This window comes from Geothrix fermentans DSM 14018, assembly GCF_000428885.1.
Classification (GTDB): Bacteria; Acidobacteriota; Holophagae; order Holophagales; family Holophagaceae; genus Geothrix; species Geothrix fermentans.
On record NZ_AUAU01000010.1, the window covers coordinates 1 to 26978 of the forward strand.

Below are 26978 nucleotides of genomic sequence, written 5' to 3' on the forward strand. Positions count from 1 at the left end.
CCCTGCCGCCCCTTCGGGGCCGGTCGGCTTCTGCCGTCCACCAGCGCGCCCTCGTGGAAGCCATCAAGCGCGCCCGCAATATCGCGCTGCTGCCGTTCGCCACGGCTAGATTCCGTTTCGCGATGCGAAAAAGCGGGGGCCTTCGCCCCCGCTTTTTCGTAGGGAGGAACCTCCCCTCAATCCGTCACCGCGAACACCACACGGTCGTTCCGCACCCGCTCGGGGTCCAGGATGCGGATGGTGGCGTTCTTCCGGTCGTCGGCCAGGATCACGGTGTAGTCCTTGTCCTTCTGCAGGGAGCCGGGCACCACGTTCACCTTGCTGATCTTCGTGAGGCCCACATCTGAGGCCTGGATCTGGACCTGGGGATTCGGATCGTCCAGGGGCAGGTCCTTGACGAAGCGGGAGGCCACGGCCTTGGGGCCCATGCGGTCCTTGGCGAAGACCGGCACCACGATGACGCCTTCGTTGACCAGCTGCTTGCGCTGGCCGACCAGGTAGTGCAGCGAGTTGAGCTTGACCTTCTGGGCCTGGCTCAGGGTGGTGAGCTCGCTCACCTGGGCCGTCAGGGTCGTCTTCTCTGTGTGGAGGGCATCCACCTCCTCCTGCACCTTCGCCCGCTCGGCCACCAGGTCCTGCACCTGGGTGGAGAGGTCATCGCGATCCTTCTGCAGGGCCGCCCGCTGGTTGTGCAGGTACTCGGTGGGCCCGATGTCGGCCTTGCCCTGGGTGACGGCCGTCATGTACGCGCCCCCGGCGTACTGGTGGTAGACCTGCCAGCCGGGCTGGAGGTCTTCGAGGATGTTCGCCCGGGCGGCAAGGGTCTTGGCCTTCTCCTCCGAGAGGCCACGGCCCCTCAGATAGCGCACGGCCATGGCGAAGTGGTTGTCCTTCTCGGTGGCGATCTGGGGCCGGGGCAGCTGCGACTGGAGCTTGGCCACCTTCGTGTTGAGCTCGCTGATCTGCTTGTCGCGGTCGAGGATCTCCTGGAGGAGGGCCGCGGTGCTGTTGTTCTTCTCGGCCTTGACGCGCGCCTCCAGGAGGGCGCGCTGGTCCTCCGTCAGCTGGATGTTCGCCGCGTTGGGCTGCAGCCCCGCCTTGGCCATGGCCTCGGCCTGGGCCTTGGTCGCGCCCTGGGCCTGGCCTTCAGCCTGCTGGGCCTCTGCGACCTTGCTCGCGAAATCCTTGGACTCGCTGGATTCGGACTGCGCCTTCTTGTCGCACCCGGTCGTGACGGCGAGCGGCAGGGCCGCGAGGGCGAGACCGAGGGTAAGGGGTTTCAGGAATGTCATGCACACCTCCTCAAGAAGCGCGGAGAACGCTGGACCTGAAGGGTGATGTCGCCTCTCAAATCATGCAAGTCAATGTAGATACACCATTTGTTCTATCGCAGGGCAGTCACTCCGGAGGTGCGCCCAGCTTAAGGACCGTGCTGTCTTCACCCTAGGCCCGGTCCACCGGGGACCTGATCCCGAAGATTTCTGCGGCGGAGGCCAAAAAAAGCGGGGGCCGGAGCCCCCGCTTCTCATCAAGGACCGAAGGCCTACTCCATCTCGTTGGCCAGGGCGGGCACCTCGGCCACGGGGTCGTTGGCCTCCGCGGGCCTGCCCAGGGTGGCGTGGAACTTGTCCCAGTCCAGCTCCTTCTCCCAGCTGGCCATCACGACGGCGGCGATGCAGTTGCCGATGTGGTTGGTGATGGCGCGGGCCTCGGACATGAACTTGTCGATGCCGAGGATCAGGGCCATGCCCGCCACGGGGATGCTGGGCACCACGGCCAGGGTGGCCGCGAGGGTGATGAAGCCCGAGCCCGTGACGCCGGCGGCGCCCTTGCTGGTGATCATGGCCACCACCAGGATGCCCAGCTGCTGGCCCAGGGTCAGCTCGATGCCCAGGGCCTGCGCGATGAACAGCGAGGCCAGGGTCATGTAGATGTTCGTGCCGTCCAGGTTGAAGGAATAGCCGGTGGGGATCACCAGGCCCACGATGGACTTGGAGAGGCCCAGCTTCTCCATCTTGTCCATGAGGGGGATGAGGGCGGACTCGGAGGAGCTGGTGGCCATCACGAGCAGCAGCTCGCTCTTGATGTAGCCCACCACCTTGAAGATGTTGAAGCCCGCCAGCCGGGCGATGATGCCCAGCACCACGAAGATGAAGACGGCGCAGGTGGCGTAGAAGAGGAAGATGAGCTGGGCCATGGGGATCAGCGACTTGAGGCCGAACTTCCCGATGGTGTAGGCGATGGCGGCGCCGGCGCCCAGGGGGGCGAGGTAGAGGATCTGCTTCATGACGCCGAAGAACATCTTGCTGAGGTTGTCCAGCATGGCGATGACGGGGTCCTTGACCTTGTCGGGCAGGGCCGCGAGGGAGAAGCCCATCAGCACGGAGATCAGCAGCACCTGGAGGATGTCGCCATCCGTGAAGGCGCTGAACAGGGTCTTGGGAATCATCTTGAGCAGGTGATCCGAGATGGTCAGGTGCTGGGCCTGGGTGACGTAGTTGGCCACGAGCTTGGGATCGAGCTTGGAGGGGTCGGCGTGGAAGCCGCGGCCGGGCCCGAAGATGTTGGCCATGACGAGGCCGATCACCAGCGCGACGGTGCTGACGATCTCGAAGTACAGGATGGCCTTGCCGCCCACGCGGCCGGCCTTCTTGATGCTGCCGGAGCCCGCGATGCCCAGCACCACGCTGCACATGATCACCGGCGGGATGAGCATCTTGATGAGGTTGATGAAGCCGTCGGCCATGGGCTGCATCTTCACGGCGACGGCGGGGTAGAAGTGCCCCAGCAGCGCGCCGAGGACGATCATGACCGCGACCCAGTTGTACAGTTTTGATGCGGCTCGCTTGAGCATGCGGAAGGTCCTTTCAGAAGATCCGGACATGGGAAACAGGCGGCCCCGTGGGGGCCGGATGGAACTGCGGTGGGAAAGATGCCAAGGTCGAGGCACGATCGGGGATGCCCCCGGTTGCCGAGCGGACGAGCCGCCCATGTGACCTGCGGGTAGATCTCCCGATTCTGCGTCAGGGCCTCCCGCCCCCGGCCGTTCTGGAAGTTGATTCCAGGATTTGGAACTTTTGTAAGCGACGAGTCCGCATTCCCAGTGGGGTGGCCGGTCAAAGCGAGGTCCAGCCAGACCGGGACCGAACGCGGCACCCCCGGAGAATCACAAACCCCGACGATCGGGGGTCTCACCCTGGAAAGATCACCACGAAGGACACGAAGGCGCCCTTCCGGGCACGAAAAAGGGCGCGAATGGGTCTCGACCCACCGGCGGACATCCCATTGCGGGCGGCGGCCATGGCGGCCTCTGGAAGCCGCCCGGGACCGCCGCCCGCAAAGCCGGTCGCGCGGCGCGCCCGGGGGCCGAAGGCCCGGATGTCCTGGGCTGGATGCCGAACCTGCCTTCGTGGCCTTGGCCTGCTTCTTGGTGTCCTTCGTGGAGGCTTTTGAAGTCCTGGATTAGGTTGAGGCTCACCGATCATCAGGTCAGAGATACTTCTGCGCTTCCCGCAGGTAGGCCTTCTGGAGCTGGAAGCGGTGGACCGGCCGCCCGCCGGTGCCGTAGCCGGGCTCCATGCGGAGCGTCTTGATCGCGCAGAGGAACTCGAAGTACTTCCGCACGGAAACCCGCGAGATGCCCACCTGCTGGCCGATCTCCTCGCTGGTGAACCAGGGGGACTCCCCGCGCCAGGCGGCGATGGCCTGCAGCACCTTGTCCAGGGTGTTGCGGTCGAGCCCCTTGGGCAGGCTCTCCGCCTTCCGGCCCTCCGGCGACCGGCGGGCCAGGCGCCGGTCCAGCTCGGCCTGATCGAGGGCCTCCCCGCGCCGGATCATGTGGCGGGTCTCCCGGTAGTTCTCCAGGGCCTGCTTGAGCCGCTCGAACTCGAAGGGCTTGATGAGGTAGTCGACGGCTCCCAGCTTCAGGGCCCGGTCGATGGTGGCCGCATCCCTCGCCGCGGTCACGAAGATCACGTCCACGTCCACGGCCAGGCGCCGGATGGTTCCCATGAGCTCGATGCCGTTCGCTCCGGGCATGAAGATGTCCAGCAGCAGCAGGTCCACGGTGTGGCTGCGGAGCAGTTCCAGGGCCTCGGTCGCGCTGCGGGCGGAGGCCACGGTCTCGAAGCCCGGCACGCGGCTCAGGTACATGCGGTTGAGCTCGGCCACCATGGGATCGTCCTCGACCAGCAGGACCCGGATCATGGCTCCTCCCCAGGAAACAGGGTGAACGTGGCCGTGAAGAGGGCACCGCCCCCCTCCCGGTTGGCGACGGCCAGGCGCCCCCCGCGGGCCTCGACAGCCTGGGCGGCCTGCCAGAGGCCGAACCCGCGGTTCTCGCCCTTGGTGGAGAAGCCCAGCGTGAAGGCCTGGGCGAGGATGGCCTCGGGCAGGCCCGGGCCGCTGTCGGCCACGGACAGGTGCAGCAGGGCGCCCTCGGGCCGGAGGGAGACCTGGATCTCGCGGCGGGCGCCGTCGCCGATGGCCTCGACGGCATTCTCCAGCAGGTTGCCGAGCACCGTGACGAGGTCGTGGGAGGCCGCGTCATCGGGGCAGGGCGGCAGCGAGGCGTCCTGGTCCAGCTCCATGCGGATGTCCTGCTCCCGCGCCGAGGCGAACCGGGCGAGCAGGAAGCCGGCGACGACGGGATCCTTGATGCGCTGGACCACAAAGCCCACCTCGTCGTCCAGCCGGCCCACCCCCCCGGCGATGTAGGACTGGAGGCGCTCGTACTCCCCCAGCTTCACCAGGCCGAGGATCACGTGGAGCTTGTTCATGAACTCGTGGGTCTGGGCCCGGAGGGCGTCGGCGTAGAAGCGGACCCCCGTCAGCTGCTCCGCCAGGCGGTTCATCTCCGTCTTGTCCCGGAAGGTGGCCATGGCGCCGACGATGCGGCCGTCCACCAGCACGGGGACGCGGTTCGTCAGGATCGGCAGGCCCAGGATGTCGCCCTCCTGGTCGTACTCCGCCTGGCCGGTTTCCACGATGTTGCGCAGCCGCGAGCTGGGCAGCGCCTCCTCCACGTCCCGGCCCACCAGCTCGCCCCGGCTGCCGGCCCGCGCGAACAGCCGCATGGCCTCCTCGTTGACGAGGGTGAGCACCAGGTCCCGGTTCACCGCGATGACCCCCTCGCGCACCGAGTGCAGCATGGCGTTGCGCTGCTGGAGCACGGTCGAGATCTCCTGGGGCTCCATGCCCAGCAGGATCTTCTTGATCCGCCCGCCCAGGTACATGGCCCCGAGGATCCCGGCCGCGAAGCCGATGAAACCGCCCAGGGCGATGCGCTTCCGCACGCTCACCACCGTGCGGTCGACCCCCGACTGGAGGATGCCCACGGCCACGGCGCCCACCTGCCGGCCGTCCTTCCAGACCGGCGTGAAGGCCCGCAGGGACACCCCCAGCGTGCCCTTGGCCACGGAGAGGTAGGACTTCCCGTGGTACACCTCGGCATCGTCGCCCCCGGCGAAGTGGGCGCCGAGCATGGACAGGTTCGGGTGCGAGAGCCGCAGGCCGTCCATGTCGATGACGACCACGTAGTCCACGCCGGACTCCACCCGGACCCGCTCGGCATAGGCCTGGACCTCCTCCCGGGAGCGCCCCCCCGCCAGGCCCTCACGCACCACCAGCTCCGCGGCCGTGATCCGGGCCAGCAGCATGACCCGCTCGCCCAGCGCCTCGCGGGTCTGGCGGGCCATCCGCCAGTCCACCATGATCCCCGTGACCGCCAGGGACAGGGCCAGGATCAGCGAGACCAGGATGGTGATCCGGGTCCTGAGCTGGAGAACGGGGCGGTTCCGGGTCATGGTAAGGACCATCCTAGAGGAAAGCCGGGGTCGCGGGCCGCCGCCGGTTCTGGGGTAATCTGGACCCATGAGCGACGAGAAGCCCGTTCCACGGCTCCCCATGCCCCTCCGCCACCGGAAGGCCATCCAGGCCGCCTGGAGGCCCCTGCTGTTCCAGTGGCTGGTGCCCGGGGCCGGCTACTGGATGATCGGGGAGAAGGGCCGGGCCAAGGCCTTCTTCGGGGTCTGGGTGGCCTTCTGCGTGCTGGGCGCCTTCCAGCTGCAGCTCGGGGCCGTGGCAGGCGTGAAGGGCGGCGTCTTCGTGCCCCAGGCCGGGGCCTGGCTGCCCACCCTGGGCGCCTTCGCCACCGCCGGCATCGGCCCCCTGTACGGGATCTTCGCCTGGGCCTTCGGCGGGGCCGGCACGGAGCCCGTGCGCACCCTCACCCAGGAGTACGGCGCCACCTACGTGATGGTCGCTGGCCTCCTCAACTGGCTCTGCTGCTTCGACCTCTGGGACCGCATCACCGGCCGCTGGATCTTCCGCCTCCCCAAGGACGAGCAGGAAAAGCTCGCCAAGGGCGAGTGACATTCATTCCTGGCCCAGAAGAGCGAGGACAGGATTGAAAGCAGGATTAACAGGACCTGCTTATCGGCCAAGCTCAGCCCCATGTTCGCAAGATGAAAGGCTGGAGCCGGAGATGACGGAGAAACGGCCTCGGATCCACAGATTTACACAGATTGAAAACGGGGCTGCGGCTGATTTGGGGGTGCAGCTTCGCAAGCGTGGGCTCCACGGGGGCCGCCTTCGGCGGGCCCACGCATGGTGGGTCGAGTCCCCTCCGCGCTCTCCGCGCGCCCGAAGGGCGGTCTCTGCGCCCTCTGCGTTCCGCTTTTCTGGCTGAGGCTCGCCGATAATCAGGTAACAGGATTAAAGCAAGGAAAATCGCTTTTAAATCCTGTTAATCCAATCTTTTCATTCTGTTAATCCTGTCAGCGCATTTCGCTCGGGATGGAACCTCACCCTTCGGATTTGAGCGACTTCGCCAGGAGCTGGGCGCGGATGAAGGCGTCGATGTCGCCGTCGAGGACCTTCTGGGTCTGGCTGGTCTCCTCGCCGGTGCGGTGGTCCTTCACCATCTGGTAGGGCTGCAGGACGTAGCTGCGGATCTGGCTGCCCCAGGCCACGTCGGCCTTCTCGCCGCTGGCGGCGGCCACCTTCTCCTGGAACTTGCGCTGCTCCAGCTCGTACAGGCGGGCCTTCAGCACCTTCATGGCCGTGGCGCGGTTCTTGATCTGGCTGCGCTCGTTCTGGCAGCTCACCACGATCCCCGTGGGCAGGTGGGTGAAGCGCACAGCGGACTCCGTGCGGTTCACGTGCTGGCCGCCGGCGCCGCTGGCGCGGAACACGTCGATCTTCAGGTCCTTCTCGGGGATGTCCACGTCGATGGTGTCGTCCAGCTCGGGGCTCACGTAGACGGCGGCAAAACTGGTGTGGCGCCGCTTGGCGGCGTCGAAGGGGCTGATGCGCACCAGGCGGTGGACGCCAGCCTCGGCCCGCAGGTAGCCGTAGGAGAAGGGGGCGTCGACGATGAAGGTGGCGCCCTTGATGCCCGCCTCCTCCCCGTCCTGGTAGTCGATCATCTCCGTGGCCCAGCCCTTGGACTCGCAGAAGCGGAGGTACATCCGCAGCAGCATGGCCGCCCAGTCCTGGCTCTCGGTGCCGCCGGCGCCAGGGGCGATGGCCACGATGGCGTGGGTGCTGTCCAGGTCGCCGCTGAGCATCATGCGCAGCTCGGCGTCCTCGATGACCTTGCGGAGGCCGACCTCCACGGCCTCGGCCTCGGCCAGCATGTCCACGTCCTCCCGGGCCAGCTCCAGCCCGGTCTCCAGGTCCTCCAGGCCGCCGGAGAGGCGCTTGGCCAGGGCGATGTCGTCGCTGAGGGAGCCCCGCTTCTGGAGCAGGGGCTTCGCGGCCTCGGGGTCGTCCCAGAAGCCCGGGGCCGTGGTGCGTTCCTCGATCTGTTCCAGTTCCAGGGCTTTGCGTTCGGGGTCCAGGTGGGCGACCAGCTGCCGGACCCGGGGCTCCAGTTCGTTCTTGGCCCGCACCAGGGTCTCGAAATCCATCGTCCGCATCTCCTGCCCGATCTTCCGGGGAACCTTCAAGTTTATGCCAATCGGGGATGGGCCGTCCCCACGGTATTCTGATCGGATGCAGGATCCCACCCCCGTGCTGCCCGCCGATCTGGAGCCCACCGCCCGTGGGGTCCTCTCGGGCCATGGGGGCGTGAGCCTGGCCTGGGCCCGCTGGGAGCACCCCGAGCCCAGGGGCCGGGTGGTCCTCTCCCACGGCTACGGCGAGCACGGCGAGCGCTACCGGCACACGGCCCGCTGGCTGTACGACCTGGGCTGGTCCGTCTCCAGCATGGACCACAGCGGCTTCGGCCGCTCCGGCGGCATCCGGGGCGACGCCCACGGCATCCGCGCCTTCGCGGACGACTTCGCCCTCTTCCTGCGCCAGGAGCGCCGCCACGACGCCGAGCGCACCGGCGCCACGGCCCGGGTGGTGGACGGCGTGCCCATGCCGCCCCTGCCCGTCTGCCCCCAGGTGGTGCTGGGCCACAGCTTCGGCGGGCTGGTGGCCCTCCTGACCCTGCTCTGGCACGCAGACACCCTGGACGGCCTGATCCTGTCCAGCCCCAGCGTGGCCGTGCGCTCCAACTCCAGGGCCCTGCTGGTGCTGTCGCGGGTGATGCGCTGGATCCTGCCCCACCGGCCCATCCAGCTCCACGGCGACAAGAGCCGGGTCTGCTCGGATCCGGTCCTCGTCCAGCGCTACCAGGCGGACCCCCTCTGCCACCGCTGGGCCACCGCCGCCTTCGGCGCCGCCCTGGAGGAGGGCCGCGCGGAGCTCCTGCCCCTGGGCCAGGAGCTGGACCGCCCCATCCTCCTCCTGGAGTCCGGCGAGGACACGGTGGTGGACCCGGACGCCTCCGAGGCCCTCTGGTCCGCCGTGAAGCCCGGCCTGCTGGAACGCCACCGCCTGCCCGGGTTCTACCACGAGGTCTTCCATGACCGGCGCCGGGCCCAGGCCCAGGCCCTCGTGGAGCCCTGGCTGGAGCACCTGCGCCAGGGCTGGGATCCCTGCCTGCGCCCATGGAACCCTTCGCTCCGTCCCGCCACGTCTGAAATGCTGTCTCCGGAGTCCGCATGAAGCGCATCCTCACCGCCCTGTCCCTGAGCCTGCTGATCGCGGGGCTGGGCCTGGGCTGCCGCAAACCGAAGGCGGTCGACCAGACCATCCACTCCCCCGAGCTGATGGCCCTGGCGGACAAGCAGATGAAGCAGGGCAAGTTCAACGAGGCCCGGGTGACCCTCCGCCAGCTGGAGCAGTACCTCCCCGGCTCGCCCGAGTTCCCCAAGGCCAAGCTCATGCTGGGGGACAGCTTCTTCTTCCAGTCGAACCCCAGCTTCCCCGAGGCGGAAGTCGAATACAGCAGCTTCCTGAACTACTTCCCCCGCCACGAGCTGCGCGACTACGCCCTCTACCACCGGGCCCTCTGCCACTTCTCGTCCATCGAGAGCGCCGAGCGCGACCAGACCGAGACCCGCAAGGCCCTCGACGGCTTCCAGCAGCTGCTGGCGGAATCGCCCGGCAGCCCCTACGCAGGGGAGGCCAAGGCCAAGATCCTCCAGTGCTGGCGCCGCATCGCCGAGCATGAGCTGATCGTCGGCGTCTTCTACGTGAACGTCTACTACTACCCCGGCGCCGAGCACCGCCTGAAGGCCCTGCTGGAGACCTACCCGGACTATGTGGACCGCGAGCGGGCCTACTTCTACCTCGGCGAGGCCCTGCGCCAGCGGCTGCTCACCCCCGAAGAGGTGGCCCAGTACCAGAAGGACTACGCCGCCAAGCTCCAGAAAGCGGACCTGAACAGCCTCACCCCGGCGGAGGGCGAGCAGTTCGCGAAGGACTTCAACGCCTACACCACGGGGACCATCAAGGGCTTCCGGGACGAGGCCCGGAGCTACTACCAGAAGCTGGTGGAGAGCTACCCGGGCTCCGAGTGGGCGCGCCGCGCCGCGGATCGCCTGGTGACCATGGGCTCCGGCGGCGTGAAGGAAGAACTGGATAGTTAGGGGGCTCCCACCGGGAGGTTCCATGGAACTGAGCAGCCTCGGCCTCGGCACCTACCTCGGAGAGCCCACGGCGGAGGCCGATGAAGGCTACGCCGCCGCGGCCCGGGCCTTCTTCGGGGCCGGGGGGACCGTGTTCGACACCGCCGCCAACTACCGGGGCGGCCGCTCGGAGCGGGCCCTGGGCATGGCCTTCGCCGGCCTGCCCCGGGACGGGTTCTTCGTCTCCACCAAGGCCGGCTACCTGCCCATGGGAGACGGCACCGATGAGGGCCCCCGCCAGTGGTTCCAGCGGGTGCTGGAGGGACCCGGCATCCTGTCCGCCAGCGAGGTGGTGGACGGCTGCCACGCTCTGACCCCCCGCTACCTGGCCCACCAGCTGGAGGTGAGCCGGGCCGCCCTGGGCCTGGAGGCGGTGGACCTCTTCCACCTCCACAACCCCGAGCAGCAGCTGCCCCACCTGGGCCCGGACGCCTTCTACGCCGCGGTGACCCGGGCCTTCGAGGCGTGCGAGGGCTTCGTGCAGGCCGGGAAGATCCGCGCCTACGGCGTGGCCACCTGGAACGGCTTCCGCGTGCCGCCGGGGAGGCCCGACCACCTCAGCCTGGAGCGCCTGCTGGCCGCTGCCACGGACATCGGTGGCCGGGGCCACCACTTCCGCTGGATCCAGCTCCCCCTGAACCTGGCCCTGACCGAGGCCTTCCTGGCGCCCACCCAGACCTTTCTCGGCGAGCGCATGACGCCCCTCCGGGCCGCCGGGGCCGCAGGGCTCTCCGTGCAGACATCCGCCTCCATCATGCAGGCCCGCATCCTCATGCAGCTTCCCGAAGACCTGGTGGAGGCCCTCGGGGGATCCACACCCGCCCAGGCCGCCCTCCAGTTCACCCGCTCCTGCCCTGGCGTCACCGTGGCCCTCTGCGGCATGGGCCGGCCGGAGCATGCCCAGGAGAACGCCGCCGTCCTGGCCCTCCCGAAAGTGGACACCGCGGTGCTGGAGGGTCTCTTCGGATGATCCTCCTGGCCATCACGCCGGGCCTCGGCTTCGACCGCGGCCGCTGGGCGGAGGTGCTGCGCGCCGGCGTGGACGGCTTCCTCATCCGCGAGAAGCAGATGGAGGCCCGCGCCCTGCTGGACGCCGCCGCCTGGTGCCAGGACACGGCCCCGCACGTGGCCCTCTGGGTGGCCGGCCGCCTGGACGTGGCCTTCGCCGCCGGCTGCGGCCTCCATGCGCCGGAGGCCCACCCCGACGTGGACCCGGACCTGGTGCCCCTCTCCCGGCCCCTGCACGAGGAGGGTCAGTGGACCGCCCGGCGGGACGTGGACCAGCTGCTGGTCTCCCCGATCTTCCCCAGCCCCGGCAAGGGCGCGCCCTGGGGGAACGAGCGGCTGCGCCGCTTCCTGGACAGCCTGCCTCTGGAAGGGCCCCGCCTCCTGGCCCTGGGCGGTGTGGATCCGTCGAACGCAACCCAGCTCCGCCACGCGCGCCTGGACGGCCTGGCGGCCATCCGGCCCTTCTGGGAAGGCGATCCCCGGCGCGCCGTGGCGGCCTTCCGGGCCTCTGTGGCCGGATGACGGCGCTGGTATCCTGGGGGACGGAGGGCCCATGGATCTGCCTGAGAACCTGCATCGCCTGGTGAGCGAACTGGGAGATTCGCTGGTGAAGGCCCTGGCCGAGGACGACCACTGCCGCGATCTCACCTACCAGATCCAGGCCCAGGGCTACGGGCTCATGCTCATCCTCGAGGCGGCGCCCATCCGCCTGAGGGGCGGGGAGGCGGGCGAGGGTCTGCCCTTGGAAGGGCCGGAGCCGCCCTTCTCCGAGGATGACAAGCGCCTGATGAAGTCCTTCAAGATCCGGATGGACTGAGATGGCCCAGCCCTGGGACCTGCCGGCTCCGGAAGCCGGCACCACGGCGCGTCCCAATGCCGCGGGCCTGGACGCGGCGGGCCTGAGGGCCCTGGCGGCCTCCCTGGGCGAACCCGCCTGGCGCGGCGGCCAGCTCTTCGAGGGGCTCTACCGGCAGCGCTGGACCCGCTGGGAGCAGTTCACCAGCCTGCCCAAGGCCCTCCGCTCCCGCCTGGAGGCCGAGGTGGACCTGGCCTGGCCGGTCCTCGTCCAGAACCTGGCCTCCGAGGACGGGTCCACCAAGCACGCCTTCGAACTGGCTGACGGCAAGCAGGTCGAGGGTGTGTTCATGCCCTATGTTGTCCGGGGGCCCGGTCTGCGACCTACGCCCCCGGAGCCCCAGCGCCAGGGACAGGCGGAGCCTGACCCTGGCTTCCCGGGTTCCCACGAGCCGCTCGATCGGGTGACCCTCTGCCTCTCCAGCCAGGTGGGCTGCGCCATGGGCTGCACCTTCTGCGCCACGGGCCAGATGGGCATCATCCGCAACCTCACGGCCGCCGAGATCGTGGGCCAGGTGGTGGCCATGCTGAACCATCATGGCCGCCCCGGGGACCGGCCCGTGAACCTGGTCTTCATGGGCATGGGCGAGCCGCTCCACAACCTCGACCACGTCATGGCCGCCGTCGGCATCCTCACGGATCCCAAGGGCCTGGCCATCCCGCCCCGCCGCATCACCGTGTCCACCTCGGGCCTGGTGAGCGGCATCGAGCGCCTGGGCGCCTTCCCGAAGCGGCCGCGCCTGGCCCTCAGCCTCAATGGCACCACGGACGCCCACCGGTCCAGCATCATGCCCGTGAACCGGGTGTGGAACCTGGAGGCCCTGGCTGCGGCCCTGGCCGCCTTCCCGCTCCAGTCCGGCGAGCGCATCACCCTGGAGTACGTGCTGCTCAAGGGCGTCACCGACAGCCTGGAGGACGGCCGCCGCCTCGCGGCCTTCGCCCGGCGCTTCCCCGCCAAGGTGAACCTCATCCCCTTCAATCCCCACGAAGGCAGCGGCTTCGAGCCGCCGGACGAGTCCCGCGTGGGGGCCCTCTGCCGCCTGCTCTCGGACGCGGGTCTGCCCGTGAGTGTCCGCCGCAGCCGGGGCCAGGATGTGGCCGGCGCCTGCGGCCAGCTGGTGCGCCAGGGACAGTCCCGCCACCCGCCCGGACCGAAGTCTGAGGACTGAAGACTGAGGACCGAGGACTGATTTCCGTCATCCTGGAGGGGTGCAGCCCACGCCCCGCCCCTTCTTCTTCACCCTCCACGCGCTTCTGGACGCCGAGGGGGAGATCACCCTGGGCGAGCTACTGGACGCCGCCGGCGAGCAGACCTACGGCCTGCTGACGCTGCTGCTGTCCCTGCCGAGCCTCATCCCGGGCCTGAACGTGGGCCTGGCGCCCGTGGGCGGCATCGGCCTCATGGCCCTGGGCGCCCAGCTGGCCTGGGGCACGCCCCATCCCTGGGTGCCGGCCCGGATCCAGGCGCAGCCCATCCACAAGGGCCGCATCAAGGACGCCCTGGCCAGGCTCGAAGTCCAGCTCAACCGCCTCCGCTGGCGCGGCGCGGAGCGGCGCCCCCTCCACCGCCGTTGGGTGGGGGCCTGCGTGGCCTGGACGGGTTTCCTCCTGGCGGTTCCCGTGCCCCTGCCTTTCGGCAACCAACTGCCCGCCGCCATCCTCTGCCTCCTGGGGGCCGCCCTGCTGGAGGAGCGGCCCACCTGGGCCTGGATCGGCGCCGCCGCCTCCCTCGGCAACACGCTCTACTTCGCCTTCAGCTTCGACCTCATCGTCCGGGCCTTCCGGAAAGCCTTCCACGCCTGGGTTTCCTGATGCGCATCGATGCCCTCACCCTCTTCCCGGAGTTCTTCGAGGCCGCCCGCCTCGGCGTCACGGGCCGGGCCTTCCGCGAACTGGGGCACGGGCTCCACACCCACAGCTTCCGGCCCTTCGCGGGCAACCCCTTCGGCCACGTGGACGACGCCCCCTTCGGCGGGGGGCCGGGCATGGTGCTGCGCCCCGAGGTGCTGCGAGACACCCTGGCCTCCGTGCCCCGGGCGGGCTCGGGGCGGGTCATCCACTTCAGCCCCGCGGCCCCGCCCCTCACCCACGCCAAGGTGCGGGAGCTGGCTCGCCTGGATCAGCTGGTCCTCGTCTGCACCCGCTACGAGGGCCTGGACCAGCGGGCCGTGGAGCGCTTCGTGGACGAGGAGCTGAGCGTGGGCGAGGCGGTGCTGAGCGGCGGCGAGCTGCCGGCCCTGGTCCTCATCGACGCCGTCTGCCGCTGGCTGCCCGGTGTGCTGGGCAACGAGGCCAGCGCCGAGGAGGACAGCTTCGCCACGGGCCTGCTGGACCACCCCCACTACACCCGGCCCGCCACCTTCGAGGGGCTGGAGGTGCCCGCCGTCCTCCAGGGCGGCGACCATGGCGCCATCCGCCTCTGGCGCCTCCGCGAGGCCATGGCCCGGACGAAGCGGCTGCGGCCGGACCTCTGGGCCGCCTACCTGCAGGAGCGCCTGCCCGCCCTGGACCGCCCGGCCCAGTGGTGCGCCTGGCAGGTGGAACATCCAGCGGACTGGGATCGGGCCAAACCCCGGGGATGGAAGGGCTGGAAACAACCACAGACCGGATTTCCGATTGCGGACTAGACCTCCGGGAACGAGATGCGTAGGTACTGTTCATAGTGCCATCGTGCGGCCCCGGCCCGGTCCGGTCCGGAAGCCGCCCGATGGACCTCGGCCCCGCTTGGGCCCTTAGGAGATTTCATGACGCTTCGCGCCCTCACCTTGATCGCCGCCACCCTGGCGGGCACCGCCCTCAGCGCCCAGGAAGGCCCCCGCTTCGGCCTCCAGGCCGGTGTCAACATCCCCCAGAGCGACCTCAAGGACGCCGTGGACAGCAAGCCGGGCTTCACCATCGGCGCCCACGGCACCTTCGACTTCCGTGGCGGCCACATGCTCCGTCCCCGCCTGGACTACACCTGGTTCCCCGAGTACAGCGTGAGCGGCGGCGGAGCCTCGGCCAGCGCCAAGTTCTCCAACATCTCCCTCGGCGCCGACTACCTCTACTTCGTGGAGGGCAAGCCCCAGGGCTTCTACCTCACCGGCGGCCTGTCGGCCATGCGCTGGAAGGCTGAGCTGGACGCCAATGTCCTGGGCTACGGGTACTCCACCAGCGAGGAGACTACCAAGCTGGGCGTGGCCGCGGGCGTGGGCTACCAGTTCAACCGGACCGTCGGCGCCGAGGTCCGCTACCTCAAGAGCAAGGCCTGGGAAAGCGACCTGGACATGATCCAGGTGGGCGCGACCTTCCGCTTCTAGCCAGCCTGCGCACCGGAAAGGGGCCATCCTGAATGGCCCCTTTCCTTTTCAGCCTTTTCCGATACACTGATGGACTCCCCGACTCCGGGGACATCGAGCCATGTCCGCCGATTCCGGCCCGGGACCGCTGGCCCAGGAGCCCACATGAGCCACATCATCGACAAGCTCGAAGCCAGCCTGCTTCGATCCGACATTCCCCGCATCCAGCCCGGCGACACCGTCAAGGTGCACGTGAAGGTGAAGGAAGGCGAGAAGGAGCGCATCCAGCTCTTCCAGGGCATCGTCATCGGCATCAAGGGCGGCGGCATGCGCACCTCCTTCACCGTCCGCAAGGTCGCGAGCGGCGTGGGCGTGGAGCGCATCTTCCCCCTGAACAGCCCCACCATCGACAAGCTGGAGGTGGTGCGCCACGGCCAGGTCCGCCGTGCCAAGCTCTACTTCCTGCGCGAGAAGCTCGGCAAGGCCGGCCGCCTCAAGGAGCGCCGGACGGAGAACGCCGAATAGGCTTGTCCTCTCCCTGCAAAAAGGCGCCCGGAAGGGCGCCTTTTTGCAGGATAAAATCAAAGATAAGGCCGCACCAACTCCATATAGATCTTTATTTCTAGTTCTCCTTTTAGTGGAATCCGAATGGGCCGAAATGGCCTACCTGTGGGACCATGGCCCCGGCGCCGGATCGACCCATCCTGGGTCAGCGCCCTGGAGGAACCATGAAGCGCCTCTCCTCGCTGACCCTGGCCGTCCTGGCCACTTCCCTGTCCCTCAGGGCCGAAGCCCCCCGCTACGGCGTGCAGGGCCTCGTGAACATCCCCCTGGGCGACCTGAAGGACTTCGTGGACAGCAAGCCGGGCCCCGGCATCGGCGTCCACGGCACCTTCGACCTGGGCGACGGCCACATGCTGCGCCCCCGCCTCGACTACACGATCTATCCCGAGGCGAGCTTCGCCACCGTGAAGCAGTCCGCCACCGCCCTCAGCCTGGGCGGCGACTACCTCTACTTCCTGGCAGGCAAGCCCGAGGGCTTCTACTTCACCGCCGGCATCGCCGTCGTCCGGTGGTCCTTCGAGACCAAGGACGCCTTCTCCAAGGTGACCGCCGATACCACCAAATTGGGCCTGGCCGCCGGTGCGGGCTACCAGTGGAACGCCACCGTGGGCACCGAGGCCCGCTTCGTGCACTCCCGCATCGCCTCAGGCTTCCAGGCGGACGCCCTCCAAGCCGGAGTCACCATCCGGTTTTGATCGGTGCCGCTCCGGTGCTCGGGCCCCGAAACGGGGCCCGAGCAAGTTTTAGAGCCCGTATTCCTCCCAGCGCCGCTCCAGCCGCGCCAGGATGTCGTCGGGGAACACCAGGTCGCGGGGCCACTCGCGGGGGAAGCCGTCCCAGGGGCGGTTCTTGCGGGTGGCGTCGATGCCCACCTTGGAGCCGAAGGCGAAGCGGTCGGCACTGTGGTCCAGCACATCCAGCGGGCCCTCGGTGAAGAGCATGTCGCGCTTGGGATCCACGTTGCTGGTGAGGCGGAAGAGCACCTCGGTCAGGTCGTGGGGGTCGATGTCCTCATCCACCACCACGATGCCCTTGGTGAACATGATCTGGCCCGTGCCCCAGATGGCGTTCATGACCTTCTGCGCGTGGCCGGGGTACTCCTTCTTCATGGAGAGGATCACCAGGTTGTGGAAGGCTCCCGCGGCGGGCAGGTGCATGTCGCGGATCTCCGGCAGGACCATTCTCAGCAGGGGCAGGAAGATCCGCTCCGTGGCCAGGCCCAGGTAGGCGTCCTCCTGGGGCGGGCGGCCCACGATGGTGGCGGGGAACACCGGGTTCTTCCGCATGGTGACGGCTTCCACGTGCAGCACCGGGTAGTCGTCGGCCAGGGAGTAGTAGCCCGTGTGGTCGCCGAAGGGGCCCTCGCGGCGCAACTCGCCGGGGTTCACGTAGCCCTCGATGACGAGTTCGGAATCCGCCGGGACCTCCAGGTCGTTGGTCACGCAGGACACCATCTCGATGCCCTCGCCTCGCAGGAAGCCCGCGAACATGATCTCGCTGAGGAAGGGCGGCAGGGGCGCGGTGGCGGCATAGGTCAGCGCCGGATCGCCGCCGAAGCTCACAGCCACGGGCATGCGCTCGTCCCGGCCGTAGCCGTGGCGGTTCCGAGCGCCGTCGTGGTGGAGCTGGGTGTGGAAGCCGAGCGTCCGGTCGTCGTAGACCTGCAGGCGGTAGAGGCCCGTGTTGCGGTGGCCCGTCTGCTTGTTGCGGGTGTGGCTCATGCCGAGCGTGATGAAGGGGCCGCCGTCCTCGGGCCAGGTGGTGAGTACGGGCAGGTCCGAGAGCCTCACCTGGTCGCCCTTGAGCACCACCTCCTGGCAGATCCCCTTGCGCACGGTCCTGGGCATCCAGTTGGAGACCTCCGCCAGCACCGGCAGCTTGGCCAGCTTCTCGAAGAAACCGGTGCCGGGCTTGGGCATGGCCTCCTGCACCAGCTTCTCGATGCGGTCCGCGATGGCGTCCAGGCCCCGGGGCTCCTGGTCCACGCCCAGGGCCAGCTCCATGCGCCTCAGGCTGCCGAAGGCGTTCATGGCCACGGGCATCGTCTTGCCCTTGGGCCGGTCGAAGACCAGGGCCCTGCCGCCCCCGGACTGCTTGGAGACCCGGTCGGCGATGGCGCCCATCTCCAGGAAGGGATCGACTTCGGCGGCGACGTGAGCCAGCTCGCCCGCCGTCTCGAGCTGCTTGAGGAAGGTCTGGAAATCACGGCCCATGGGAATCTCCGGACCCCGATCATCCCATCCGGGCCCGGCGGCCGGAACCCTATCCCCTGTCATTCAGGAATTTCCCTTGAGGGGGCAGGGATTTTCCCCCATACTGATGGGCCTTGCCCTGGCCGTGGGCTCCCAAGTGCGTCCGATGGACCGCCGCCCCCGCGCCCCAACCGAATGAGGTTTCCATGTTCGCAATCATCAAGACCGGCGGGAAGCAGTACCGCGTCGCCGAGGGCGACATCCTCCGCGTGGAGCTGCTCGAGAAGGACCCCAAGCAGGCCGTGACCTTCGAGGACGTGCTCCTCATCGACACCGACGGGGACCTGAAGGTGGGCCAGCCCACCGTGAAGGGCGCCAAGGTCGAGGCCGAGGTCATCACCCACGACCGCGCCAAGAAGGTGATCATCTTCAAGAAGAAGCGCACCACCACCTACCAGCGCACCCAGGGCCATCGCCAGGGCTACACCGAGGTTCGGATCAAGTCCATCAAGGGGTGATGCTGTCCGGGGGTTCCGCGCTACGCGCACACCCCCGGGACCCCCGATGCTCGCGCAGGTGGGACCTGCACTCGCATCCTTCCCCAGATAACGAGTTCCCGATTCTGAAGAGGTACTTCCATGGCTCACAAAAAAGGCGTCGGCTCCAGCCGCAACGGTCGTGATTCCCATTCCCAGCGTCTCGGCGTGAAGGAGTTCGGTGGCGAGGTCGTCACCGGCGGCTCCATCCTGGTCCGCCAGCGCGGCACCAAGTTCAAGGCCGGCATCAACGTCGGCATGGGCAAGGACCACACGCTCTTCGCCAAGATCGACGGCAAGGTGCGCTTCCAGGACAAGGGCCAGTCCGGCCGCTTCATCCACATCGATCCCATCGAAGGGTAGGCCGCTCCGGCGTGAAAAGCCTCCACGAAGGACACGAAGAAACTGCAAAGAGCACGAATGGACTGCTTCGTGCTCTTTTGTTTTCCCTTCGTGTCCTTCGTGGTGATCTGTTGAGGCCTTCGATCCATGTTTCTTGACCACGTCCAGCTCCGCGTCGCTGCCGGCCACGGCGGGTCCGGGGCCATGAGCTTCCGCCGGGAGAAGTTCGCCCCGGAGGGCGGGCCTGACGGCGGTGACGGCGGCAAGGGCGGCTCCATCCTCCTTCGCGCCAACCGCGCCCTGAACACCCTGAACCCCTACCGCCACAAGCGCGAGTTCGCGGCCGAGCGGGGCCGCCAGGGCGAGGGCTCCCTGCGTCATGGCAAGGACGGCCTGGACGTCACCCTGGAGGTGCCCCTGGGCACCCTGGTGAAGGACGGCGACACCGGCGAGGTCCTGGCGGAGCTGCTGGCCCATGGCCAGGAGGTCTGCGTGGCCCGCGGCGGCCGCGGCGGCCTGGGCAACACGAACTTCAAGAGCGCCACCAACCGCACGCCCCGCCACCACCAGCCCGGCGAGGAGGGCGAGGAGCGCACCCTCGACCTGGAGCTGAAGCTCATCGCCGACGTGGGCCTGGTGGGGTTCCCCAACGCCGGCAAGAGCACCCTGGTGAGCCGCCTCAGCGCGGCCCGGCCCAAGATCGCCGACTACCCCTTCACCACCCTGGAGCCCCAGCTCGGCGTGGTGAGCCTGGACCGCTTCGGCGGCGACCTCCTCGACAGCTGGGTCATCGCCGACATCCCCGGCCTCATCGAGGGCGCCGCCAGCGGCGCGGGCCTGGGCATCCAGTTCCTCCGCCACGTGGAGCGCACCCGGATGCTCCTGCACCTGGTGGATCTCTCCGATCCCGTCACGGAGCCCGCCGAGGCCATCCGCGTCATCGAAGGCGAGGTGGAGGCCTTCAGCCCCGTGCTGGCCGCCAAGCCCCGCTGGCTGGTGGGCACCAAGCTGGACGCCCTCCAGGACGACGCCCGCCGGGAGGCCTTCGAGGCCCTCTGCGCCCAGCGCGGGCAGAAGCCCGTCTTCATCTCCGGCGTCACCGGCGAGGGGCTGCGCGACCTGGCCTTCGCCGTGGACGCCATGCTCAAGGGCAAGGACGCGGCCCCATGAAACGGGTGGGCCTGCTCGGCGGGGCGTTCAATCCCCCCCACGAAGGGCACCTGAGGCTGGCCCGGCTGGCCCTGGATCACCTGGACCTCGACGAGCTGCGCTTCGTGCCCACCGCCATCAGCCCCCACAAGCCCGACCCCGGGGGCCCGGGCGTAGAGGCCCGGCTGCACCTGCTGGCCGAGGCCCTGCGCGCCTTCGATCCCCGCTGCCGCGTGGAGCGGGCGGAGCTGGCGCGCGGCGGCACCAGCTACACCGTGGACACCCTTGAGACGCTGGCCTCCCTTGAGCCCGGCACGGGCTGGATCCTCGTCATGGGCAGCGACCAGCTGGCGGGTTTCGCCGCCTGGCGCCGGCCCGAACGGATCCTCCAGCTGGCCTCCCTGGCCGTGGGCCTGCGCCCCGGCGCGGCGGCCAGCCTGCCGGAGGTCTCCGGGCTGCGGCCCGCCGCCGCCTGGTCCGGGGGGCCCGGCGAGCTGGTCTGGCTCCCCTCCACGGAGACGGACCTCGCCTCGACCGAGCTGCGCCGCCGTCTGGCGGCGGATCCCGCCCACGATCCCGCCGGCATCCCATCCCAAGTTCTGGCTGCCATCCGCGCCGAAAACCTGTATCGTTAGCCTGCTCTGGAGCCCGCATGACCCTTGATTCCCGGCTCGCGACCGTCGTCGACGCCGCCCGGTCCAAGAAAGCCTTCCGCATCCGGCTCGTGGACGTGAAGGACATCGCCAGCTTCACCGACACCTTCGCCTTCATGAGCGGGGGCAGCGACCGCCAGAACCGCGCCATCGCCGAGGCCATCGAGGACGCCCTCAAGCTGGCCGGCGAACGCCCCATCTCCCGCGAAGGCGAGGCCAACGGGAACTGGGTGCTGCTCGACTACGGGAACCTCGTGGTCCACGTCATGGACGAGGAGACCCGCCGCCACTACAACCTCGAGGGACTCTGGAGCGCCGGCCGCGAGCTGGAGCTGCCCGCCGAGACCCACCCCGCATCCGACGCCCGTCCCTAGGAGAGATCCTCCATGCCGACCGACCAGACCAACGCGTTCGAAGCCATGCAGGCCCGGCTGCGGGTCGCCTCGCAGCTCTACGGGCTGGATGACGCGCTCTTCAAGGTGTTCATGGCCCCCAGCCGCTCCATGATCGTGAGCCTGCCCGTGCTCATGGACAGCGGCCACTGGGAGATCTTCACCGGCTACCGCGTGCAGCACAACATCGCCCGCGGCCCCGCCAAGGGTGGCATCCGCTACGACATGAACGTCACCCTGGACGAGGTCAAGGCCCTGGCCGCGTGGATGACCTGGAAGTGCGCCGTGGTGGACGTGCCCTTCGGCGGCGGCAAGGGCGGCATCGTGTGCGACCCCTCCAAGCTGAGCCTGGGCGAAAAGGAGCGCCTCACCCGGCGCTACATCGCCGAGATCATGGACATCATCGGCCCCGACCGCGACGTGCCCGCCCCCGACATGGGCACGGACGCCCAGACCATGGCCTGGGTGCTGGACACCTACTCCATGCACGTCCGGCAGACGGAGAACGCGGTCGTGACCGGCAAGCCACTGGGCCTGGGCGGCAGCCTGGGGCGCACCGAGGCCACGGGCCGCGGCATCCTCATCACCGCCCGGGAGGCCATGCAGCGCCTGGGCAAGCCCCTGGCGGGCGCCACGGTGGCCGTGCAGGGCTTCGGCAACGTGGGCAGCCAGGCCGCGCGCCTCCTGCACGAGGCCGGGGCCCGCATCGTGGCCATCGGCGACATCCAGGGTGCCATCAAGAACGACCGGGGCCTGGACATCCACGCCCTCCTCAAGCACGTGGCCGAGACCCGCACCGTCGTCGGGTTCCGGGGCGCCGAGCCCATGGACCCCACGGCCCTGCTGACCCACCCCGTGGACATCCTCGTGCCCGCCGCCTCGGAGAACCAGATCACCGAGGCCAATGCCGCCCAGGTCCGGGCCAAGGTCATCGTGGAGGGCGCCAACGGCCCCACCACCCCCGAGGCGGACCCCATCCTGCTGGAGCACGGCGTCCTCGTGGTGCCGGACATCCTGGCCAACGTGGGCGGGGTCACCGTCAGCTACTTCGAGTGGGTGCAGAACCGCCAGGGCTTCTACTGGCGGGAGCGCGAGATCAACGAGCGGCTGGTGGACTACATGACCCACGCCTTCCAGGCCACCTTCGCCACCACGGACAAGTACAAGACCAACCCCCGCATCGGCGCCTACATCCTGGCCCTGGACCGCGTGGCCCAGGCCATGAAGTACCGCGGCTTCTACGCCTAGACCCCAGGAACCCAGATTCAGCCCTGGAGGCGGGCCGCACGATAGGATGGGGGTCCCCTTCCGCGGAAGCCCGCCCGTACCATGCCCACCCTCCTTCCCAGGCCCCTCGTCTTCCTGGCCCTGGCCGGGATGCTCCAGGCCCAGTCGCCCATCGGCACCCTGATCTCCGAGCAGTCCCGCACGAACTTCGCGGTCCAGGGAGCGGGGGCCCGGGCCATGGGTCTCGGCGGCGCCTTCATCGCCGTGGCCGACGATGCCACGGCGGTCTCCTTCAACCCCGCCGGCCTGGCCCAGCTCCTCCAGCCAGAGGTCAGTTTCGTGGCCCGGGGCGTGCAGCACCACGTGAACTACCAGGACTTCGAGACCACGCGGCAGGGACGGGTGCTGGCCGTGAGCGACGCGGTCACCACGAACACCCGCTGGGATCCCCTCTTCGTCTCAGCGACCGCCCCCCTCCGCCTGGGCGGGCGGAACCTCGTGCTCCAGCTCTCCATCCAGCGGGCCTTCGCCCAGAACGAGGACAGCGACCGCGCCATGGCCGAGACCCCGGTGAGCGGAACCCTCGCGGAGGAGGGGCACCTGGTCCAGAACATCAATCAGTCCGGCCAGATCGACCTGTACTCCGCGGCGGTGGCCTACGAGGTCTCCCAGCGCATCCTGCTGGGCGTGGCCTACAACCGCTGGCGGGGCCGCTGGGACCTGGATTCCACGAGCACCTGGACCTCTCCCACCGCCACCACCCAGGTGGCCTACCGGCAGTTCAACGCCCTCGACGGGGACAACTTCAACCTGGGCCTCATCTGGCGCTGGCCCACCTGGAGCCTGGGAATCGTCCGGCGCACGGGGTTCCACGCCGACTACACCTTCAGCACCTACCTCGCCACCAGCCTGGCCCCGGGGGTCCGCCCCTTCGGCCCGTTCGCCACCGGCCTCCACTGGCCCGCCAGCACAGGGGTGGGCTTCGCGTACCGGCCCGGCAACCACTGGCTGGTCACCTCGGACGTCACCCACACCCTCTGGTCCTCCATGCGCTACATGTCCTCGCGGGCCTCCCTCAATGGCCAGAGCTTCTTCGACTTCGACAAGGGGGATCGCACCCCCAACGCCACCACGGCCCATCTGGGCGTGGAGTACCTCTGGCTCACGGAAGGGGATGCCGTCATCCCCCTCCGGGCAGGCCTGAGCCGGGAGCCCCAACCCGTGGTGGACGCCCAGACCGGCGAGCAGCGGGTGCTCTACCGCGCCTCCCTCGGGAGTGGCTTCAAGCGCGGCAACACGGGCCTGGACCTGGCCTACCGCTACGGCTGGTCTCGCCGCCAGGCCTCCCAGTTCCTCGCCATCGACCAGATCCTCAGCCGCACCCCGCCGGCCTCCGTCGGCACGGAGCGTATCCGGGAGCACCGGCTGGACCTCTCCTTCATCTATAAGTTCGACCGCAGGCCCATGGAACGCGTCCTGCACTACCTCTTCGTGGGCGACTGAGGTGAGGGCCCGGGCCGGATGGCTCCTCCCGGCCGCCATCGCCCTCCTGGCCCAGGAGCAGCCCACCTTCTACGCCGCCTGGCAGGACGGGCTGGACGCCGAGCATGCCGGCCGGTGGCAGGAGGCCGCCGCCGCCTACCGGCGAGCCCTGGTCCTGCGCCCGGCGCCCTCGGCCCGGATCTTCACCTACGGCAACAACCTGCTCCAGGATTACTACCCCCACACCCGCCTGGCCCGCTGCCTGATGGAGCTGGGCGACCTGGATGGCGCCGAGGCCGCCCTCGCCGAGGCCCAGGGCGAGCCCGAGGGCCCGCGGAACGCCCTGGTGGCGCGAATCCACGCACTGCGACCCGCGCGGCCAGCCCCGGCGGATGCCGCCCGAACGGTGGCGGCGCCTACACCCGGACCCGCCTCGGATCCGGTGTCTCCTCCCGCGGTTCCCGCCCCCTCGCCCCTCGTCCCGTCCCCCCCGGTTCCTGAGGAGCCCGTGGCCCTTCCCGCGTCGCGGACGGAGCCCGGCCAGCCCGCGGCGGCACAGCCACGGCCCTCCGAGATCCCCTCGGAACCCACGCCGCGGACAGCCCCCCCGGTGGAACCCCCCGGGCCCCCGCCCCTGCCCCGGTGGATTCCCTGGGCGGTGGGCCTCGGCTTGGCCGCTGCGGGCCTCTCGGCCTGGGTCCGGTGGCGCCGGAGACGGGCCCTCTTCGGGCGGAGCCATGGCTTCTCCAGCCGCCCCCCGGCCGGCCCTCTGGAACCTCCCCATGAGGTGGGCCCCTACCGCGTGGGCCCCCTGCTGGGGCGGGGCGGTTTCTCCAGCACCTACCTCGCCTGGCACGTGGAAACCGGCCGGGACGTGGCCCTCAAGTTGCCCCATCCGCACCGGCTGGATGATCTCGAGTTCCGCCGGCGCTTCAGGCAGGAGGCCCAGATCGGGGCCCGCCTGGAACACCCGAACCTCGTGCGGATCCTCGATCCGGGGCCGGCGGAGGGCGCCCCCTACCTGGCCATGGAATACCTGCCAGGCCGCACCCTCGACCAGCGGCTGAAGGAGGAGGGCGCCCTGCCGGTGGAGGAGGCCCGCACCATCGCCCTGCAGGTGGCCCAGGCCATGGCCTACGCCCACGGGCTGGGGGTGGTCCACCGCGACCTCAAGCCGGGCAATATCGTGCTCACGCCCTTCGGGGCCCGGGTCATGGACCTGGGCATCGCCCGAGTCATGGACGCCGCCACGGTCACCACCACGTACGCCTTCCTGGGCACGCCGCTCTACGCGGCTCCGGAGGCCCAGCTCAAGACGCACGTGGGGCCCGCCGCAGACCGCTACAGCCTGGGCGTGATCCTCTTCCACATGCTGGCGGGCGTCCCGCCCTTCCAGGGAGAGACGCCCTTCGAGATCCTGGACCGCCACCGCGCCTCGCCTCCGCCGGACCTCCGGGCCCTGCGCCCCGAGGTGCCCGCGGCCCTGGCCCGCCTGGTGGCCCGCCTCATGGACAAGGAGCCGGACCAGCGGCCGGAGGACGGCGAGGTGGTGAACCTGCTGATGGGCTCGGCCGCGCTCAGTGATCCGCCGGAAGCCGGACCGCCGCGTTGACCACCACCAGGGGCGCGCGGCTCCGGGACGAGGGCCCCAGGCGCGAAGCCTCTGTGGGTAGCACGTGGCCCGCCGGCACCTGGGCCGCCGCCGCGCTCCACCAGGCCGGCTCCACGAGCGCCAGCACGGGCGCGGGCCCCGCCAGGGCCGCCTGCAGCTCCGGGGCGGAGTCCAGATCCGGCAGGTCGTGGCGCAGACGCAGGCTGGCAAAGCCGAGCTGGGTTTCCGACAGGTGGCTCCCCACCAGCCTGGCCCCGGCCCGCTCGCCGCGCAGGGCCACGGCGTAGGGCGCGGCCAGGGGCCGCCAGAGCTCCCGGTCCCACTGGGGCACGGCGATGACCAGGAAGAGAGCCAGGAAGAGGGCCCACTGGGACATGCCCCAGTCCAGCGCTCCCGGGAAGTCCCGCCGCCACAGCCGGCGCAGCGACACGCCGCTGAGGACCGCGGACCCGGCGGAAAGCAGCAGGGCCAGGTGCCAGGGCACATGCGCCCGGGCCATGGCGACCCAGGGGAAGCCCACCCCCAGCAGCCCGATGAAGAAGAAGGTGAGCCCCAGCACCGCCATCAGGGTCCGGTCGATGCGGCGCCGGGCCCTGGGCACCCGCGTGTCCAGCCAGAGGGCCGCATGGAGGAAGGTGATGGGGAAGACCGGGAGGATGTACTCCATGCGCTTCTCCGCCGACAGGGAGAGCAGCAGTAGGTTTAGGGCGAAGGCCAGGGGCAGGAAGTAGCTCCGGGGGGACAGGTGGTGGCGCCGCCGCCGGGGGAAGGCCGATACCATGGCCGCGGCCCATATGGCCAGCCAGGGCAGCAGATTCCCGGGGCTGCGCTGGAGGTAGAAGGTGAAGGGCTCCACGTGCTCGCCCAGCCGGCCCGTGCGGGGCACCAGGCTCGGATCCGCCAGGAAGCGCCCCAGTGTGTTCCGCAGGAAGACCTCGATCAGGAACTCCTTCCCGCCACGCACCGCCAGGGGAACCACCCAGCCCAGGGCCAGGACCACCGCCCCCGCCATGCCCCAGTTGGGTCGCAGGAAGGCCCGCAGCAACTCCTGGTCCTGCTGGAGGAGGAGGGTGATCCCCAGGGGCAGCAGGATCAGCACGGGGCCCACCAGGCCCTTGGCGAGGAAGGCCAGCCCCAGGCTGGTCCAGAACCAGGGAATCCAGCGCTGGCGGTAGTAGGGCTCCACCAGGGCCAAGAAGGCCAGGCCCAGGCTGAAGCTCACGGCCGCGGTGAGGGTCATGTCCACCACGGCCATGTGGCCGACCTGGAAGAAGAGCACGCTGGTGCCCACCATGAAGCCCGCCCAGCCGCCGGCCCGGGCGGAGCTGAGACGCCAGCCCAGGAAGCTGGTCCAGACCACCGTGGCCAGGGCCAGCAGGGCCGAGGGCAGGCGCAGGGCCCAGGGCTCGAAGCTGCCCGTGGCCCGGCAGACCAGGGCGCCCAGCGCATAGAAGAGGGGCGGCTTCTCCAGGTAGGGATGGCCGTTGAGCGTGGGCACGATCCAGTCCCGGCCGGTGGCCATCTCCCGCACGATGCCGCCCACGTAGGGCTCGAAGTAGTCCCAGAGCTCGTGGTTGCCGAGGCCCAGGCCGTAGAGCATCAGGGCCGCGAAGGCGGTCCAGAGCAGGGTCCGCCACCCGAGGATGCGCCTGCCGCTGATCTTCAGGGTCTCGGAGGTGTGGTCCTTGAATGGGATGACACGACGCATGGACCTTCCAGGCTACCT

Annotated in this window: 27 protein-coding genes and 1 pseudogene; 21 read left to right on the top strand and 7 right to left on the bottom strand. The window is 69.6% G+C overall.

Going from position 1 to position 26978, the window contains the following annotated elements; translation table 11 throughout:
* Positions 1-2: 2 nt before the first annotated feature.
* A pseudogene (locus G398_RS21880) lies at positions 3-86 on the top strand (30S ribosomal protein S18); the annotation flags it as partial.
* A gap of 90 nt (positions 87-176) precedes the next feature.
* Here G398_RS21880 and G398_RS20625 read toward each other — a convergent pair.
* From G398_RS20625 to dcuS, 4 genes are all read right to left on the bottom strand, one after another.
* A complete protein-coding gene (locus tag G398_RS20625) occupies positions 177-1292 on the bottom strand; it encodes a hypothetical protein (protein WP_026852668.1) in 1116 nt (371 codons plus the stop codon).
* A gap of 251 nt (positions 1293-1543) precedes the next feature.
* Positions 1544-2854: a C4-dicarboxylate transporter DctA gene (gene dctA, locus G398_RS0104275; protein WP_026852669.1), complete on the bottom strand. Its 1311-nt coding sequence runs from the start codon at positions 2852-2854 to the stop codon at positions 1544-1546.
* Between the two features lie 635 nt (positions 2855-3489).
* The gene (locus tag G398_RS0104280) at positions 3490-4206 is read right to left on the bottom strand and encodes a response regulator (protein ID WP_026852670.1); all 717 of its coding nucleotides are present in this window, start codon (positions 4204-4206) and stop codon (positions 3490-3492) included.
* Positions 4203-5804, bottom strand: coding sequence for a DcuS/MalK family sensor histidine kinase (dcuS, locus tag G398_RS16195; protein WP_052571415.1), 1602 nt, complete (start codon positions 5802-5804; stop codon positions 4203-4205). The genes G398_RS0104280 and dcuS overlap by 4 nt, the downstream gene beginning before the upstream one ends.
* 67 nt (positions 5805-5871) lie before the next feature.
* On the opposite strand from dcuS, the gene G398_RS0104290 reads away from it, so the two are divergent.
* Positions 5872-6372: a DUF6677 family protein gene (locus G398_RS0104290; protein ID WP_169720612.1), complete on the top strand. Its 501-nt coding sequence runs from the start codon at positions 5872-5874 to the stop codon at positions 6370-6372.
* Between the two features lie 431 nt (positions 6373-6803).
* On the opposite strand, the gene prfB is transcribed toward G398_RS0104290, so the two are convergent.
* On the bottom strand, positions 6804-7910 hold the full coding sequence (prfB, locus tag G398_RS0104295) for a peptide chain release factor 2 (protein ID WP_026852672.1): 1107 nt from the start codon (positions 7908-7910) through the stop codon (positions 6804-6806).
* An 85-nt stretch (positions 7911-7995) separates the two neighbouring features.
* Between prfB and G398_RS0104300 the strand changes: the two genes are divergently transcribed.
* From G398_RS0104300 to G398_RS0104350, 11 genes are all read left to right on the top strand, one after another.
* Positions 7996-8997 (top strand): alpha/beta hydrolase, encoded by a 1002-nt coding sequence (locus tag G398_RS0104300; protein WP_026852673.1) that lies wholly within the window; start codon positions 7996-7998, stop codon positions 8995-8997.
* Positions 8994-9923, top strand: a complete 930-nt coding sequence (locus G398_RS0104305; RefSeq protein WP_026852674.1) for an outer membrane protein assembly factor BamD — start codon at positions 8994-8996, stop codon at positions 9921-9923. The genes G398_RS0104300 and G398_RS0104305 overlap by 4 nt, the downstream gene beginning before the upstream one ends.
* A 22-nt stretch (positions 9924-9945) precedes the next feature.
* Complete coding sequence (locus G398_RS16200; RefSeq protein ID WP_052571417.1) at positions 9946-10932, top strand: aldo/keto reductase; 987 nt, start codon at positions 9946-9948, stop codon at positions 10930-10932.
* Entirely contained in the window at positions 10929-11492 is a 564-nt protein-coding gene (locus G398_RS0104315; RefSeq protein WP_026852675.1) for a thiamine phosphate synthase, read from the top strand. The genes G398_RS16200 and G398_RS0104315 overlap by 4 nt, the downstream gene beginning before the upstream one ends.
* A 31-nt stretch (positions 11493-11523) precedes the next feature.
* Entirely contained in the window at positions 11524-11787 is a 264-nt protein-coding gene (locus tag G398_RS0104320; RefSeq protein ID WP_026852676.1) for a hypothetical protein, read from the top strand.
* 1 nt (position 11788) lies between these two features.
* Positions 11789-12994, top strand: coding sequence for a dual-specificity RNA methyltransferase RlmN (gene rlmN, locus G398_RS16205; protein ID WP_052571419.1), 1206 nt, complete (start codon positions 11789-11791; stop codon positions 12992-12994).
* 40 nt (positions 12995-13034) lie between these two features.
* Entirely contained in the window at positions 13035-13637 is a 603-nt protein-coding gene (locus G398_RS0104330; protein ID WP_026852677.1) for an exopolysaccharide biosynthesis protein, read from the top strand.
* On the top strand, positions 13637-14452 hold the full coding sequence (trmD, locus tag G398_RS16210; protein WP_052571421.1) for a tRNA (guanosine(37)-N1)-methyltransferase TrmD: 816 nt from the start codon (positions 13637-13639) through the stop codon (positions 14450-14452). The genes G398_RS0104330 and trmD overlap by 1 nt, the downstream gene beginning before the upstream one ends.
* A gap of 117 nt (positions 14453-14569) precedes the next feature.
* Positions 14570-15124: an outer membrane beta-barrel protein gene (locus G398_RS0104340; protein ID WP_026852678.1), complete on the top strand. Its 555-nt coding sequence runs from the start codon at positions 14570-14572 to the stop codon at positions 15122-15124.
* A 144-nt stretch (positions 15125-15268) separates the two neighbouring features.
* Positions 15269-15628: a 50S ribosomal protein L19 gene (rplS, locus tag G398_RS0104345; protein WP_026852679.1), complete on the top strand. Its 360-nt coding sequence runs from the start codon at positions 15269-15271 to the stop codon at positions 15626-15628.
* 203 nt (positions 15629-15831) lie between these two features.
* A complete protein-coding gene (locus G398_RS0104350) occupies positions 15832-16362 on the top strand; it encodes an outer membrane beta-barrel protein (RefSeq protein ID WP_026852680.1) in 531 nt (176 codons plus the stop codon).
* Between the two features lie 48 nt (positions 16363-16410).
* Here the strand turns inward: G398_RS0104350 and G398_RS0104355 are convergent, their stop codons facing one another.
* Complete coding sequence (locus G398_RS0104355; RefSeq protein WP_026852681.1) at positions 16411-17880, bottom strand: menaquinone biosynthesis decarboxylase; 1470 nt, start codon at positions 17878-17880, stop codon at positions 16411-16413.
* A gap of 185 nt (positions 17881-18065) precedes the next feature.
* Between G398_RS0104355 and rplU the strand changes: the two genes are divergently transcribed.
* From rplU to G398_RS21885, 8 genes are all read left to right on the top strand, one after another.
* On the top strand, positions 18066-18377 hold the full coding sequence (rplU, locus tag G398_RS0104360; protein ID WP_026852682.1) for a 50S ribosomal protein L21: 312 nt from the start codon (positions 18066-18068) through the stop codon (positions 18375-18377).
* Between the two features lie 120 nt (positions 18378-18497).
* Entirely contained in the window at positions 18498-18758 is a 261-nt protein-coding gene (rpmA, locus tag G398_RS0104365) for a 50S ribosomal protein L27 (protein WP_026852683.1), read from the top strand.
* A 126-nt stretch (positions 18759-18884) separates the two neighbouring features.
* Positions 18885-19907: a GTPase ObgE gene (gene obgE / locus G398_RS0104370; RefSeq protein WP_026852684.1), complete on the top strand. Its 1023-nt coding sequence runs from the start codon at positions 18885-18887 to the stop codon at positions 19905-19907.
* A complete protein-coding gene (gene nadD, locus G398_RS16215; RefSeq protein ID WP_052571423.1) occupies positions 19904-20521 on the top strand; it encodes a nicotinate (nicotinamide) nucleotide adenylyltransferase in 618 nt (205 codons plus the stop codon). Before obgE ends, nadD begins: the two co-directional genes overlap by 4 nt.
* Before the next feature lie 17 nt (positions 20522-20538).
* Positions 20539-20913: a ribosome silencing factor gene (rsfS, locus tag G398_RS0104380; protein WP_026852685.1), complete on the top strand. Its 375-nt coding sequence runs from the start codon at positions 20539-20541 to the stop codon at positions 20911-20913.
* A gap of 12 nt (positions 20914-20925) precedes the next feature.
* A complete protein-coding gene (locus G398_RS0104385) occupies positions 20926-22179 on the top strand; it encodes a Glu/Leu/Phe/Val family dehydrogenase (RefSeq protein WP_026852686.1) in 1254 nt (417 codons plus the stop codon).
* A gap of 81 nt (positions 22180-22260) precedes the next feature.
* Entirely contained in the window at positions 22261-23661 is a 1401-nt protein-coding gene (locus G398_RS0104390; RefSeq protein WP_026852687.1) for an OmpP1/FadL family transporter, read from the top strand.
* 1 nt (position 23662) lies between these two features.
* Positions 23663-25252: a serine/threonine-protein kinase gene (locus G398_RS21885; protein WP_052571424.1), complete on the top strand. Its 1590-nt coding sequence runs from the start codon at positions 23663-23665 to the stop codon at positions 25250-25252.
* Here G398_RS21885 and G398_RS0104400 read toward each other — a convergent pair.
* Positions 25218-26960 carry an ArnT family glycosyltransferase gene (locus G398_RS0104400; RefSeq protein WP_026852688.1) on the bottom strand — a complete coding sequence of 581 codons (1743 nt, stop codon included), beginning with the start codon at positions 26958-26960 and terminating at the stop codon, positions 25218-25220. The genes G398_RS21885 and G398_RS0104400 overlap by 35 nt on opposite strands.
* Between the last annotated feature and the right edge of the window lie 18 nt (positions 26961-26978).